This window comes from Bacillus sp. NPDC057893 (assembly GCF_042796455.1).
In the GTDB taxonomy this organism is placed as follows: domain Bacteria; phylum Bacillota; class Bacilli; order Bacillales; family Bacillaceae_G; genus Bacillus_A.
Map to the genome: position 1 here is coordinate 110,259 of NZ_JBHVNG010000006.1, position 14,573 is coordinate 124,831.

7 protein-coding genes and 2 riboswitches are annotated in these 14,573 nt (G+C 35.6%); of the genes, 5 read left to right on the top strand and 2 right to left on the bottom strand.

Features of this window, described 5'->3' with window-relative positions; all coding sequences use genetic code 11:
• Nucleotides 1-115 precede the first annotated feature (115 nt).
• Complete coding sequence (locus tag ACFVQC_RS23040; RefSeq protein ID WP_377891108.1) at nt 116-2,941, top strand: YhgE/Pip family protein; 2,826 nt, start codon at nt 116-118, stop codon at nt 2,939-2,941.
• Nucleotides 2,942-2,982: 41 nt separating this feature from the next.
• Here ACFVQC_RS23040 and topB read toward each other — a convergent pair whose 3' ends face one another.
• Nucleotides 2,983-5,172 (bottom strand): DNA topoisomerase III, encoded by a 2,190-nt coding sequence (gene topB / locus ACFVQC_RS23045; RefSeq protein ID WP_377891110.1) that lies wholly within the window; start codon nt 5,170-5,172, stop codon nt 2,983-2,985.
• Between the two features lie 228 nt (nt 5,173-5,400).
• A riboswitch (TPP riboswitch) is annotated at nt 5,401-5,513 on the top strand.
• Between the two features lie 72 nt (nt 5,514-5,585).
• Between topB and thiM the strand changes: the two genes are divergently transcribed.
• Nucleotides 5,586-6,395, top strand: a complete 810-nt coding sequence (thiM, locus tag ACFVQC_RS23050; RefSeq protein ID WP_377891112.1) for a hydroxyethylthiazole kinase — start codon at nt 5,586-5,588, stop codon at nt 6,393-6,395.
• A 13-nt stretch (nt 6,396-6,408) separates the two neighbouring features.
• Nucleotides 6,409-7,068, top strand: coding sequence for a thiamine phosphate synthase (gene thiE / locus ACFVQC_RS23055; protein WP_078185157.1), 660 nt, complete (start codon nt 6,409-6,411; stop codon nt 7,066-7,068).
• Between the two features lie 190 nt (nt 7,069-7,258).
• Here thiE and ACFVQC_RS23060 read toward each other — a convergent pair whose 3' ends face one another.
• Nucleotides 7,259-8,572: an anaerobic C4-dicarboxylate transporter family protein gene (locus tag ACFVQC_RS23060; protein ID WP_377899365.1), complete on the bottom strand. Its 1,314-nt coding sequence runs from the start codon at nt 8,570-8,572 to the stop codon at nt 7,259-7,261.
• Between the two features lie 282 nt (nt 8,573-8,854).
• Nucleotides 8,855-8,939, top strand: a riboswitch (cyclic di-GMP riboswitch).
• A 135-nt stretch (nt 8,940-9,074) separates the two neighbouring features.
• Here ACFVQC_RS23060 and ACFVQC_RS23065 point away from each other — a divergent pair.
• Together ACFVQC_RS23065 and ACFVQC_RS23070 are read left to right on the top strand one after the other, a co-directional pair.
• Entirely contained in the window at nt 9,075-10,817 is a 1,743-nt protein-coding gene (locus ACFVQC_RS23065) for a methyl-accepting chemotaxis protein (RefSeq protein ID WP_377891117.1), read from the top strand.
• 141 nt (nt 10,818-10,958) lie between these two features.
• Entirely contained in the window at nt 10,959-14,540 is a 3,582-nt protein-coding gene (locus tag ACFVQC_RS23070) for a non-ribosomal peptide synthetase family protein (RefSeq protein ID WP_377899367.1), read from the top strand.
• The last annotated feature ends 33 nt before the right edge of the window (nt 14,541-14,573 follow it).

Genomic DNA, 14,573 nt, shown 5'->3' on the forward strand with positions numbered 1-14,573 from the left:
TAATGGAAAAAATAGTGCGTTTTCGGTTAATCCACGATGTAGAAAGTGATATAATTGCAAAATGCATGTATCATTTTCTAAAGAAGGAAAAATATATAATTAGGTGATAACTTATATGAAACAGATTTGGCGTATTTATAAGACAGATTTACGGAATGTAGCCAAACATTGGGCTGCAATTGTTATTGTTTTAGGGTTAATGATTTTACCATCGTTATATGCATGGTTTAACATTAAAGCCTCTTGGGATCCTTACGGAAATACGAAAGGAATCCAGATTGCAGTTTCTAACCAAGATGTTGGATCAAATTTAAGAGGGAAAGATATTAACATCGGGAAAGAAATTGTAGATTCACTTAAGAAGGACAAAAATTTTGGATGGAAGTTTGTCGATGAAAAGCAAGCAATTTATGGAGTAGAGCGTGGAGATTATTCCGCAAGTATTACTATTCCAAAAGATTTTTCTGAAAAGATTGCAACGGTCTTGAATGAAAATCCACAGAAACCAGAACTTGATTACTATGTAAATGAAAAAGTAAATGCGATTGCACCGAAAATTACAGCTAAAGGTGCATCGGGTCTTACAGAAGAGGTTAGTAAAAACTTTGTTAAAACAGCAAACGGTGAGATTTTTAAAATCTTCAATGACCTTGGAATCGATTTAGAAACTAACTTACCGAGTATTGAAAAGGTCAAGGATCTCGTATTTAAGTTAGAAGCACAGTTCCCAGAAATGAATACACTTGTGGATAAGGCATTAGATGATGCGACGCGAGCAGAAGATGTTGTGAAAGTAGCGCAAAAAGAGTTACCAGTTGTAGAAAGTGTTATTAATGATGGGCAAGAAGCGTTAGGGAATTTAGATAAGTTCTTTGCAAACAACGATCAAACATTGCAAAATGCACCTGGGACGATACGAAATCATTTAACAACGGCTAAAGATGTAATGGACAAAGCAAATACGTTTACGAACTTTTTAATGAATCCAGGGATAGACCTTTCTGGTATGAAGGGATTACCTGAGTTTCCAGCACGTCCAGATCTTTCAAAGTTAAATGATGAAGGTTATAAAAATATTGCAAGAAATATTAATCAAACGGTGAATAATGTTTTAAACTCAGCACGTGCAGGAACAGCATATGGAAAAAGTGTTGTGAATGGATTGCAAAATGGACAGTTTGATCCAGAAAAGGCAAAGCAAGATCTTAATGCGGTTTCTGAAAATCTTCAAGGTCGTACAGATAGTGTTGCATACCTTATAAATGTATTTACTGAACTTCAAAAATCGGCTACGACTGATTTTGGTCAAAGCTTTTTCCAAGGGCGAGTGGATCGCTTAACTAAGCTTAAAAGCGGTATGGAAAATGCAAACAACGGTATTAAAGATATTGTAAATGTTATTGGTACAGGACAAGAAGTAAAGAAAGATGTAACAGATGTAGCAAATCAAAAACTAGATGCAGCAAATGGATTAATTGATCAAGCTGAAAAAGATTACAGTGAAACATTTGTAGCAGATTATAAAAAAGCAGTTAGCACAGTTGATCAAGCTAAAGCTGATGCAAATGAAGCATACGATACTGTGAAAAATGAATATGATAAGGCAAAAAATAATTTTGAAGGTGTTATAGCAGACGTAAATAATAGAGGTGTTAATGGATTAGATAGCACAAAAGTAGCTTTAAACGATTTAAATGGTCAATTACAAGCTACTAAGAATCTAATTGGTGATGCGATTCCGGTTCTAGAAAGCACAAATAAGGTATTAGCAGATGTAAATAGTGGCAAAAACCTTAATAATGGAATTGCAAAATTGAATAAAGCACAAAATACTGTTCAAAAAGGTATAGATGCAACGAATAAGGCAACTACACTAATTAACAATGGACAGAAGCCTACAAAAGAGGTTGTAGAAAGTATTAATGAAGCAACTAAAAATGCTTCAGCTCAATTAGGAGATTTCTTAGCAACATATGATTCAGAAATTGTTCCAAACTTTAACACAGCAATTGCTCGTACAAAAGAGATGTCTAAAAATACAACTCAAATTTTAGGCGAGGCAGATAAGAAGCTTCCAGATGTGAAAAAATTACTTGAAGACTCATCAAAAGGCTTAGTAGATGGTCAAAAGAAAATTGCAGATATTAAAGCTGAAATGCCAGCTACTGAGAAAAAGATTAAAGAATTAGCAGATAAAATTCGTGATTTTGAATCTGAAGAGGATATAAAAGACATCATACGCTTATTGAAAAACGATGTTGAAAAGCAAAGTGACTACTTTGCAAATCCAGTAAATTTAAAAGAGAATAAATTATTTGCAATGCCGAACTACGGTTCAGCAATGTCACCATTCTATACAGTGCTTGCATTATGGGTAGGCGCATTATTAATGGTTTCATTATTAACGGTAGAAGTACACGAAGAGGGCGCGAATTATAAGAGCCATGAGGTTTACTTCGGACGTTTATTAACATTCTTAACGATAGGTCTTTCACAGGCGTTTATCGTATCGATGGGTGATATATTCTTACTCGGTACGTACGTAGTCGATAAATTCTGGTTTGTGTTATTTAGTTTATTTATTGGGGGAGTATTTGTTTGTATCGTGTACTCACTCGTTTCTATTTTCGGAAACGTTGGGAAATCGATGGCGATCATTTTACTTGTACTGCAAGTAGCAGGATCGGGCGGCACGTTCCCAATTCAAATGACACCGCCGTTCTTCCAAGCACTGTATCCGTTTTTACCGTTCACATATGCTATTAGTGCAATTCGTGAAACAGTAGGTGGAATGCTTTGGGATATAGTAACTAGAGATTTACTTGTGTTAAGTGTTTTCGTAGTAATCATGGTTGTGGCTGCATTATTACTGAAAAAACCAATTAACAAATCAAGTGAAAAGTTTGTTGAGAACGCAAAAGGAAGTAAAATTATTCATTAAAAATAAAAGGTTCCTACCGATAGTGGTAGGAACCTTTTTGTTTAATCAAATTTTAATTTCTTTAATGCTTCTGCGAATGGATTGTTTAATGGTTCTTCTTCTTTGTTCTGTTGTTTCATATATTTTTGGACGTCACGTTTATCAGCTTTGCTGCCGGATTCTTTTTTTCGTCTCTCTTGGAATGTAGAAAGTTTCTCACGATAGCCACATTTACATGCGAAAATTTGGCCTGTTCCTTCACCACGAAGTTCTAGTTTCTTTTTACACTGAGGACAGCGTGCGTTTGTAGTGCGGGATACATTTTTACGGTGACCACATTCGCGATCTTGGCATACAAGCATTTTTCCTTTTTTACCGTTTACTTCTAACATTGGTTTACCACAGTCTGGACAAGACTTCGTTGAAATGTTGTCGTGCTTATATTTTTTATCGCTTGATTTAATTTCAGTAACAATTTCCTTCGTATAGTTCTTCATTTCTGAAATGAATACTTCTTTCTTTAATTTTCCTTTAGCGATAGCTTCTAACTTTTGCTCCCATTCACCAGTTAGTGTAGGAGATTTCAGTTCTTCTGGCACTAAATCAAGTAACTGACGGCCTTTTGAAGTAATATGAATATCTTTACCACGTTTTTCAAGTAAGAACGAATTGAATAACTTGTCGATAATATCAGCACGCGTTGCTACAGTACCTAATCCACCAGTTGACTTTAACGTGTCAGCAAGTTGTTTGTTTTGCGTATCCATGTATTTTGTTGGGTTTTCCATCGCTGAAAGTAATGTTGCTTCATTAAAGCGTGCAGGTGCTTTCGTTTGACCTGATGTTTGGACAATTAGTTTTACGTTTAATGTGTCGCCTTTTTCGATGCGAGGTAAGATTTGTTCTTTTACATCATCGATTGCATCATCATCTTCAAATCGATTTTCATAAACCTCTTTCCAACCAGCATGTAAAATCGTTTTTCCACGTGCGATGAACGTTTCGTCACCAATTTTCGTGCGCAATGTTAGTTGTTCATATTCAAAGGCCGGGAATAAAACAGCTAAGAAACGTTTTACAACTAAGTCATAAATTTTACGTTCTTTATCGGTGAAAGCTGAGAAGTTTACATAGCTCTCTGTTGGAATAATTGCGTGATGATCACTTACTTTACTATCATCAACAAATGATTTATTAGATTTTACAGGTTTCTGCAATACTTTATGTGCTAAAGGACGGTATTCTCCAACTCCGCAAGCCTTCAGACGCTCTGGAAGTGTTCCGACAATATCAGATGAAATATAGCGTGAATCTGTACGAGGGTACGTTAAAACTTTATGCTGTTCATATAATTTTTGCATAATGTTTAATGTTTCTTTCGCAGAGTAACCAAATATTTTATTCGCATCACGTTGTAGTTCAGTTAAATCGTAAAGACCAGGAGCGAACGATTTCTTTTGTTTTTTATCAATGTCTACAACAGTAGCATTTTCCTTACTAATTTTGTTCACGATTGCATCAGTTTTTTCTTTATTAAAGCTACGGCTATTTCCTTTTGTATCTTGCCAAGTTAGCTTTAATCTCTCAGCTGTTTGAGCTTCGATACCATAGTAAGTTTGAGCTTTGAAATGTTTGATTTCATCTTCACGGCTTGCAATCATGGCTACAGTAGGTGTTTGGACACGACCACAATTTAATTGGGCATTAAAGCGAGTAGTTAATGCTCGAGTCGCATTAAGCCCGATATACCAGTCAGCCTCTGAACGTGCGACAGCTGAAGCGTATAGATTGTCATATGCTTTTCCTGGTTTTAAATTTGCGAAGCCATCTTTAATTGCTTTATCGGTAACAGATGAAATCCATAGACGTTTAATCGGTTTCTGCATTTTAACTTTATCGATAATCCAGCGTGCGACCAACTCTCCCTCACGACCGGCGTCAGTAGCTATAATGATTTCATTTACATCTTTTCTAAGAAGCTGACTTTTTACAGCGTTAAACTGTTTCCCTGTTTGTTTAATAACGGTTAGTTTTAAACGCTCCGGTAGCATTGGTAAATCTTCTAAATTCCACTGTTTATATTTCACATCATAGCTTTCTGGATCAGCTAATGTAACGAGATGACCTAAAGCCCAAGTAACAATATATTTACTACCTTCAAGATAGCCGTTCCCTTTTTTATCACATTTCAGTACACGTGCGATATCACGTGCAACAGAAGGTTTTTCAGCAATTACAATACTTTTTGCCATATTTAAAAACATCCTTTCAAATTTCCATACGTTAAATATAGCATACATCTTTGTTCTATTCAGTCTTGCTGACGGTTTGAGTTATTTGTGGTGAAATATACGTGTGAGAGTTTTACTTATATAAAGGCGAAGAATGGTTGAACCAGGAGAGTTCTGATCTCTATCATTCTATAAAAGTAAAGAACTTGTTATTTTATTAGAATAAGAGTAGACTTTGAAGTAGATGAATAATAAACACATGGGAGTTTGTGGATGCAAACTGAGAGTATGACTACTAGTCCGTTATTGACCATTTGAACCTGTTGGATAATGCCAGCGTAGGGAGAGTGTAAAAGCACATGTTCAGGCACTTTGCGTACGCGCAAAGTGCCTTTTTGTGTATCTCCCATCACTATAGTTAGGAGATGAAAAGGATGAATATGAAAGAAATTAGTAAAGTAGTGGATTTGGTAAGAGAGTCTAATCCGCTCGTTCATAATATTACAAATGTTGTTGTAACAAATTTTACAGCAAACGGTTTATTAGCATTAGGGGCATCGCCTGTAATGGCGTATGCAAAAGAAGAAGTAGCAGAAATGGCTAGCATTGCAGGAGCCCTTGTATTAAATATGGGTACACTTCGGCCTGAAGAGGTAGAAGCGATGTTACTTGCTGGTAAATCAGCAAATACGAATGAGGTACCAGTATTGTTTGATCCAGTTGGGGCAGGAGCAACTTCTTATCGAACAGAAGTTGCGAGATATATTCCAGCTGAAATAGATTTAGCTGTTATTCGCGGAAATGCAGCTGAAATTGCTAATGTTATTAATGAGAAATGGGAAATTAAAGGTGTAGACGCTGGTACTGGAAATGGTAATGTTGTAAATATTGCAAAACAGGCAGCGGCTGAATTAAATACAGTTGTGGTAATTACTGGAGAAGAAGATGTTGTTACAGATGGAGAACGAACTATTCTTATTCGAAATGGACATCCTATTTTAACGAAAGTTACTGGAACAGGTTGTTTACTAACTTCTGTAATAGGAGCATTTGTAGCGGTAGAAAAGGATTATGTAAAGGCAGCAGTAGCCGCATTAACATTCTATGGAGTAGCAGCAGAAATAGCGGCTTCGAAAACAGTAGAGAATGGACCAGGAAGCTTTCAAATTGAATTTTTAAATCAGTTAGCGAATACAACTTCAGATGATATTGAGAAGTATGGAAAGATTGAGGTTATACAGTAAGGAGAGGAACTAGATGTCGCGCATTACAATGGATGAAATGTCTAGGTTATTACCAGTATATTTTATTATGGGAAGTAACAATTGTACGAAGGAGCCACTACAAGTATTGAGAGATGCACTAGAAGGTGGTATAACAATTTTTCAACTTCGTGAAAAGGGAGAAGGGGCTTTAACGGGAGAGAAACGTATTGATTTTGCGAAAGAACTACAAGCGCTTTGCAAGGAGTACGGTGTACCATTCATCGTAAATGATGATGTGGAGCTAGCCCTCGAGTTAGATGCAGATGGCGTGCATGTTGGACAAGATGATGAAGGAATTACATCTGTTCGTAAAAAAATGGGAGATAAAATTATTGGAGTATCTACACATACAATTGAAGAAGCACGCTGGGCGATTGAAAATGGTGCCGATTATTTAGGAGTTGGTCCAATTTTCCCGACGAGTACGAAAAAAGATACAAAAGCGGTTCAAGGAACGAAAGGTCTAAAGTATTTTAGGGAACAAGAGATTACAATACCGATCGTTGGGATTGGTGGGATTACAATTGAAAATACAGCTTCTGTTATAGAAGCGGGTGCGGATGGTGTTTCAGTTATTTCAGCGATTAGCTTAGCGGAATCTGCGTATGAAAGTACGAAGAAATTAGTTGAGGAAGTAAATAAGAGTTTGTAGAGTCGCAAAATGAGTTGTTTCGTTTATCCTGCTATTTGTGGGAGTCTTACGCCGGTAAAAGCCCGATTGGTGCGGGCTAATAATCAGTGGGGGATGAACAAAATCCCACTGATTAAAGTTTCACTTTATTTAAACAAACGTTTGATTAAAAAAGCACAAACCCTTTAGAATTGTAGGTTTGTGCTTTTATTTAAAACATAATTGAAATTAAGAGCATTCCAATTCCGATAGAAGTAAAGGTTGCAATTAGGCCAGGAATCATAAAGCTATGATTTAAAACATATTTACCAATTCCTGTTGTACCAGTGCGATCAAAATTAATTGCAGCAACGATTGTCCCGTAGTTTGGAATGAAGAAGTATCCATTTACTGCAGGGAACATTGCAATAAGTAGTGCTGGCGGAATACCAAGTGATAGTCCAAGTGGTATTAAAGCACGAACTGTTGCTGCTTGGCTATACAGTAAAATAGATAGAATGAATAGTGCGATAGCAAATAGCCATGGTGCACTTGTCACTAAGTGTTGAATTGATCCTTGAATTATATTTAAGTTTCCGTTGAAGAAAGTATCTCCCATCCAAGCGATACCAAAAATAGCAACAACTGCTGTTGCGCCTGCTTTAAAGACGTTACCAGTTACAATGCTTTCCACATTTGGTTTACAGAAAATAATAATAAGAGCAGCAATGGTTAACATGACCATTTCAATTGTGTTTGGCATTGACAGACTAACTAATTTCCCATCAACCATCCATCCTGGACGAAGTGTTTCAAATGAACCGAGAAGTACAACAAGGAAAGTTGCGACTAGGAAAAGAATAACTGATAATTTCGCGCCTTTTGAACCTACAAATTCTTTTTTCTCTTCAAGTTTAGGAATCATTCCCTCTTTTAATCGCTTCAAGTATTCAGGGTCTTCATTTAATTCTTTTCCCATTTTACTAACAACGAATGCAGCTACCATACAAGCGATGAAAGTAGAAGGGATACTGACTTTTAAAATATCTAACAAGGTAATTTTATAGTCGGCTAACATTGCTAAAAGTGCAACTGTTGCAGCCGATATTGGACTAGCTGTAATTGCTTGCTGGGAAGCGATAACGGCAATTGACATTGGTCGTTCAGGTCTAATTCCTGATTCACGAGATACTTCGGCGATAACGGGAAGTACAGAATAAGCGACATGACCAGTTCCTGCGCATAGCGTGAATAAATAAGTAACAATAGGAGCAAAAAATGTAATGCGCTTTGGATTTTTTCGTAATGCTTTCTCAGCAAGGTGGACGAGATAATCCATTCCTCCAGCAGCTTGCAAAGCACCGGCAGCTGTAATTACTGCTAAAATCATAAGCATTACATCAATAGGAGGAGCTGTAGGTTGTAAGTGGAAGACGAAAACAAGTATTGCCATACCAACGCCACCCATTACTCCTAGACCAACTCCGCCTAGGCGTGCACCAATAAAAATGCAGAGTAGTAACGTAAGAAATTGTAGCCAAAACATGATAAACTACCTCCGAAATTCGTAAGTTAAGATATATTCGGATAGTTTAATTTAAATGGAAATTAAGTAAATATCCGGAATAATCCTTGTATTATATACATTTTTTATTATATAACACAAGAAATGTAACATTCATGTACTTTGTTAAATTATTTCGAAAAAATAACACGTTAAAACTTTATATTTACATCTATAAATAGATGGACATTTTAATTTTTATGTTGTAATATTTGATAGAGAATAATTTAATTCTCATAGAACTCCCATATCGTTCAACTCGTTCAGCGAGAAAGGCAAACTGATGGAAACATTAGGACGCAAAACTACAGGAGCTAAGGTCGAAAGGCTACGCTAGCCAGTTACCGGACGGATAGGGTTGGTCTTGACCAATGCTCTTTTCATTGGTCTTTTTTTATTCTCGAACATATTGAGAATCATTTTAAAACAAAATATTCATATATTTTGTTTTTTTATTTGTAATAATTAAGGAAGGTGGATATTAATGAAAAAGTATTGGCATAAGTTATCGTTTCTTCAAAAGAACGTCTTATTAACCGTATTAGTTATTTTGACGCTTGTTGGAAGTATGGGTGCGTTAAGTTTCAATATGTTTCAAAATAGTATGATGTCTTTATTTGAAAGACAGTCTATTGAAACAGGAGAAATAGTATTACATAACCTGGATGCAGAATTAGTTAAAGATATGGCGAAAGATCCTACAGCAGAAAGAGTGAAAAAAGAAAAATTAACAGAGCAATTAGATGAAGTGACAAAAGAGTTGAAAAGTGTTGGACAAACGTATGTTACAGGAGCAAAGCCAAATGAAAAACGAGAATTACAACTCGTTGGTTTGACTACAGAGCTAACCAATGCGGTACCTGTAAAGCCAGGAGACTATTATGAACAGCCAGCTCATTGGATGAAGGCGTACGACAAAGTGATAGATACGAAAAAGGCACAAATGACAGAAGTATATGAAGATGAATTAGGTTCATGGGTGACAATATTAGAACCAATTACAGATGGAGAAAAAAATATTGTTGCAATTGTTGCGGCTGACTTAGATGCTTCTATCGTTCCTAGTACGAAGAAGAAGTTTATGATACAAGGTTTACTCTTTATTATTATTTCATTAGCAATTGCAACTATTACTCAATTCTTTATCGTACGTAACTCGTTAGCTCCATTAAAAGATTTACGAGAGGGATTACGTAAAATTGGTGAAGGTGATCTAAGTATTAAATTAAAAGAAAGACCAGATGATATTGGAATTATTAATGTTTATTTCAATACCACGATCGAGAAGTTTAAAGGGATTATAGATAAAGTAAGGCAGACCGCTGAGCAAGTTTCTTCTTCTTCACAAGAATTGTCGGCAAGTACGGAGGAAAACAGCATGGCAGTTCAAGAGATTGCAAGTTCTATTGAAGGTTTAAGAGTAGGGGCACAGTCTCAAGGAAATTCAGTACAACAATGCCTAGGAATTGTGCATGGAATGGAAAATAGGGTAGAAGAGATAACTGGGGCAGCGAAACAAGTTGCAGTTGCCTCAGAAGGTATGGAGCAACATTCAATTGAAGGTAATGAAGTGATTGGACAAATTATTAATCAAATGAGTTTAATCCAAAATGCAGTAAAAGATTTATCTTCCATCATTTATTCGTTGGAAACAAGGTCAAAAGAAATTAGTGATATTGTAACTGTAATTACAGGTATTTCAAATCAAACAAACTTATTAGCTTTAAATGCTTCTATCGAAGCTTCACGTGCTGGAGCAGCTGGAAGAGGGTTTGCAGTTGTTGCTGATGAAGTACGCAAATTAGCAGAACAAACTGAAACGTCAGCGAAAGATATAGCGAAATTAATTAGTGAAACGCAAGCTGAAACAGAAGAGGCTGTAGTTTCAATGCAGAAAGGTTCAAAAGAAGTAGAATCTGGAATTACTCTTGTTCAAAGTAGTGGTGCGTTCTTCGAGAAAATTTCAAAGTCAGCACAGTCTGTTACAGATCAAGTTAGGGCTGTTTCTAGCAACTCAGGTGATATTTTACAAAATAGCCAGAATATCGTTCAAGTCGTAAATGAATTATCACATATTGCGAATACTTATGCGAATAGCAGTAGTAATGTTGAAGAAAGTATGAAGGAGCAAGAAATATCAGTACAAGATATTGCAGAATTGGCGACTTCTTTAAGTTGGCTTTCTCAGGAATTACAAGAGCTAATTGGTGAGTTTAAAAGCGAATAAGGAGAAAGTGAAATTCTAATCAGGGGTTGGTTTATCCAGCCCTCTGATTATGAATTGAACCAATCTGCCTGTAAATACGGGATGAAAAAAGGTGTGGATTTTCACACCTTTATTATATTTAGGAAAGGAATTTACATAAATATGAAATTAGCGATTTCTTATAATGAGATGGTAAAAGAATTTTTAGGAAAAGTAGAAGGAAGTATTAAAATACCTAAAGATGCGCAGGAGATGGAGTTTAGAATAAAAGGAAAAACTATACCATCTCCAAAACTGACTCATATTGTAGATTTAATAGGAGCAACTGTAACGTGGTTATATCATATTTCTAAAGAAAAGCACATTATCGTGTTCTATCATACAAGAGGAAGTTTATTTCCTATTACTATTGAAGTTTCTAATTATCTCTCCTATGAAAGTTTGAATTTGCAGATTGTAGAGCAAGTGGAGCAAATCCAAGGAATGAATGAGGAAGAAATAGGAGAGTTTCAAAACAGTAATAATTCATCTGAAATTTCACCTATTATTATTGGTGAAACGTATTATGATTTACAAGACAAGAATACGTTACAATTTGTATTGAATAAAAATATGCAAAGTGTAGAAATGATATTTAATAGTGTTAATTGGAAAGAGACAACAATTATTCGTTATGCACAACAAATAAATGGTGTTTTAATTGATGCATTACAAAATACAAGTAAGTATATAAAGCATTTTAATATTATTACAGAGGCCGAGATGGCACTTTATAATCTAGTGAATGACACGACAGCAGTATACCCTGAGAAAAGTATTGTCGATATGTTCTACAAAACTGTTACTCAATTTCCGAATCGTACAGCTTTATCTTCAAAAGAGGGTACTTTAACATATGAGGAACTAAATAAAAAAAGTAATCAAATAGCCCATCTGTTAATTAAGAACGGTGTGCAGTTAGGCGACTATGTTGGAATATTTATGAAACGTAGCATAGACACAGTAGTAAGTATGGTGGCCATATTGAAAGCTGGTGCAGCGTATGTTCCAATTGATCCAGATTATCCAGAAGGTAGAATTCAGTACATTATTCAAGATAGCCAAGCGAAAGTTATTTTAATGAAAGAAACACCTATAACATGTGATGAGGTTCAAACTGTCTCAATTTATGATAGTGAAACTTGTGAGGCTACAGATGTAAAGTTGTCTATTCATTGTGATGATGTAGCATATATGATCTATACATCTGGTTCAACAGGAAATCCAAAGGGAACGATGTTAGCACATAGAGGTGTTATTAACCTGTACACTTGGATGCAAAGGCAATATGAATTGACAGAAGAAGATGTATTTGCACAATTTCCTTCCTTTAGCTTTGATGCTTCTGTATGGGAGTCATTCGCTTCTTTATTTTGCGGAGGAAACTTGTATGTATTATTAGAGGAGGAGCGATTGTCTGTAGAAGCATTTGCAACTGCAATCCATAAAGTAAAAGCGACTTCAATCTTGGCGTTGCCGACAATTTTTGTTCGACAAGTAGCAACTTATTTAGCAAAAGAAGATGTATATAAGCTAGCTTCCTTAAAAAGAATTGCTATTGGCGGTGAAATGTTGCCTGTAGAGGTTATTAAATTGTGGAGAGAAAGAATAGGTACAAATGTTGAAATTCATAATGTATACGGACCAACAGAGTGTACTGTAGTGACGACAACCTATCAAATACCTAGTCAGTTGAATGAGGATGATGCGAGTATCCCAATTGGTAAGCCATGTGCTAATTATCAAGTTATAATTTTGGATGAGAATATGAATCTTTGTCCAATTGGTGTACCTGGTGAATTGTATATAGATTCAGTAGGATTAGCAAAGGGGTATTTTAATAAGCCTGAAAAAACAGTTGAAGCTTTTATTCCAAACCCTTTTAATCCTATAGTCAATATATACAAAACAGGTGATATTGTTAAACTATTAGAAGATGGAAATATAGAGTTTTTACACCGGAAAGATGATCAAGTAAAGATCAGAGGACATCGTATTGAATTGGGAGAAATTCAAAGTAAAATTTCTCAAAATCATAATATAAAAGAAAATGCTGTTTTCGCTAAGAAGAGCAAGGAAGGTAGCCAATATTTAATCGCATTCTATACAACTTTGAATAAAAAGGAAATACCAGAATTAGTTTATCAGTTACAAGAGCAGTTACCGGATTATATGGTGCCATCTAAACTAATTTATATTAATAAATTACCACTTACACCAAATAAAAAGATTGATGTTAAAAAGTTAGCCCAATTAGAAGAAGAGTACGAGCCGGTCCGTCTACAAGAATATGTTGCGTCTTCTACTGAAGCGGAGAAACAGATAGCGAGCGCTTGGGCGGAGGTATTAGGGGTTTCAAAAATTGGAGTACATGATGATTTCTTTACGATTGGTGGACACTCATTGAAGGTATTGCGAGTCTTAACATTGTTAAAAGAAGATTTTTCACATTTAACAATTCAAGATTTCTTTAAAGAAAGAACGATATATGGATTAGCTAGAATTGAGAGGGAAGTAAAAATAGAGGTAGAAGAAGTATTCCGTGAATATAAAGTGATTCACGAGCCTGATACTATTACGTATTCAAATGCTTTGGAAGATACCCACATTTCAAATGTCTTTTTAACAGGAGCCACTGGTTATTTGGGATCGCACATATTATATGAATTACTGAGAGATACATCTGCTACTATTTATTGTTTAGTAAGACCGACAAAAGATGTGCAGCAAAGAATTATCGATACATTAGCAAGTTACTTTAGTGATATATGTGAAGAGTGGTTACAGCGTATACAGGCTGTTCCTGGTGATCTTGGAGAAAAGTATCTTGGGATGAGTGAAGAGGAGTTTATGTTAATTCGCTCTAAGATTGATACGGTAATTCATTGCGGTGCAGATGTAAGACATTTTGGAGATGTAAAACAATTTGAAAATGTGAATGTCCAAGGCACGAGCCGCATGCTAGCATTAGCTGAGAATGGTGCTACATTCCACTTTATTTCTACAATTGGTATTCCGATAGAATTAGCGGTAGAGCAATGGGGTACATATATGGAAACAGGTGATTTTAATTATAATGTAGAGTTAGAGAATGTGTATTCCGATAGTAAACTACAGGCGGAAAATCTTGTTCGTGAAGCTTTGAAGAACGGCATACAAGGGAACATTTATCGTGCAGGTAACCTAGCATGTCATTCAGAAACGGGTTCATTCCAACAAAACATTGAAGGAAATGCATTTTATCGTCTTATTAAAACGATGCTTCTAATTGGGAAGGCACCAAACGTGAAGTGGAAAGTTGATTTTACACCAATTGATTTTGCTAGTAAGTCAATTGTATCGTATTTACAAGATCCACAAATTGTAGGAGAGACGTTGCATATTTGTCATCCACATCAAGTTGAATTTGAACATTTTATACAACTAATTAAGGAATGTGGATACGACCTTGAAATGATCCCGCTCTCGCAATATGTAGATACAGGACTTGAATTAGCGAAGGGAAATGAAGTAATAGCAGAATTAATTGCTTCACAAGTTGCCGGAGATGGAGCAGAGCAATCTGAAATTGTAATGGGTACTCGCAGAACGAGTAAATGGATAAATGAGAAAGCACTGTCGGTACCAGCAATTGATAAGCAGTTTATTCAAAAGTTATTATCTCACGGTGAAAAAGTTGGTTATTTCCCAAAGGTGATTAAATAATACAATATGTTTTTATTTGTTCAATAAAATAAA

What these genes read in the sequence shown, in the direction of transcription:
- topB (WP_377891110.1), bottom strand. Translation starts at nt 5,172, where the DNA reads ATGGCAAAAAGTATTGTAATTGCTGAAAAACCTTCTGTTGCACGTGAT.
- ACFVQC_RS23060 (WP_377899365.1), bottom strand. Translation starts at nt 8,572, where the DNA reads ATGTTTTGGCTACAATTTCTTACGTTACTACTCTGCATTTTTATTGGT.
- ACFVQC_RS23070 (WP_377899367.1), top strand. Translation starts at nt 10,959, where the DNA reads ATGAAATTAGCGATTTCTTATAATGAGATGGTAAAAGAATTTTTAGGA.
- ACFVQC_RS23065 (WP_377891117.1), top strand. Translation starts at nt 9,075, where the DNA reads ATGAAAAAGTATTGGCATAAGTTATCGTTTCTTCAAAAGAACGTCTTA.
- ACFVQC_RS23040 (WP_377891108.1), top strand. Translation starts at nt 116, where the DNA reads ATGAAACAGATTTGGCGTATTTATAAGACAGATTTACGGAATGTAGCC.
- thiE (WP_078185157.1), top strand. Translation starts at nt 6,409, where the DNA reads ATGTCGCGCATTACAATGGATGAAATGTCTAGGTTATTACCAGTATAT.
- thiM (WP_377891112.1), top strand. Translation starts at nt 5,586, where the DNA reads ATGAATATGAAAGAAATTAGTAAAGTAGTGGATTTGGTAAGAGAGTCT.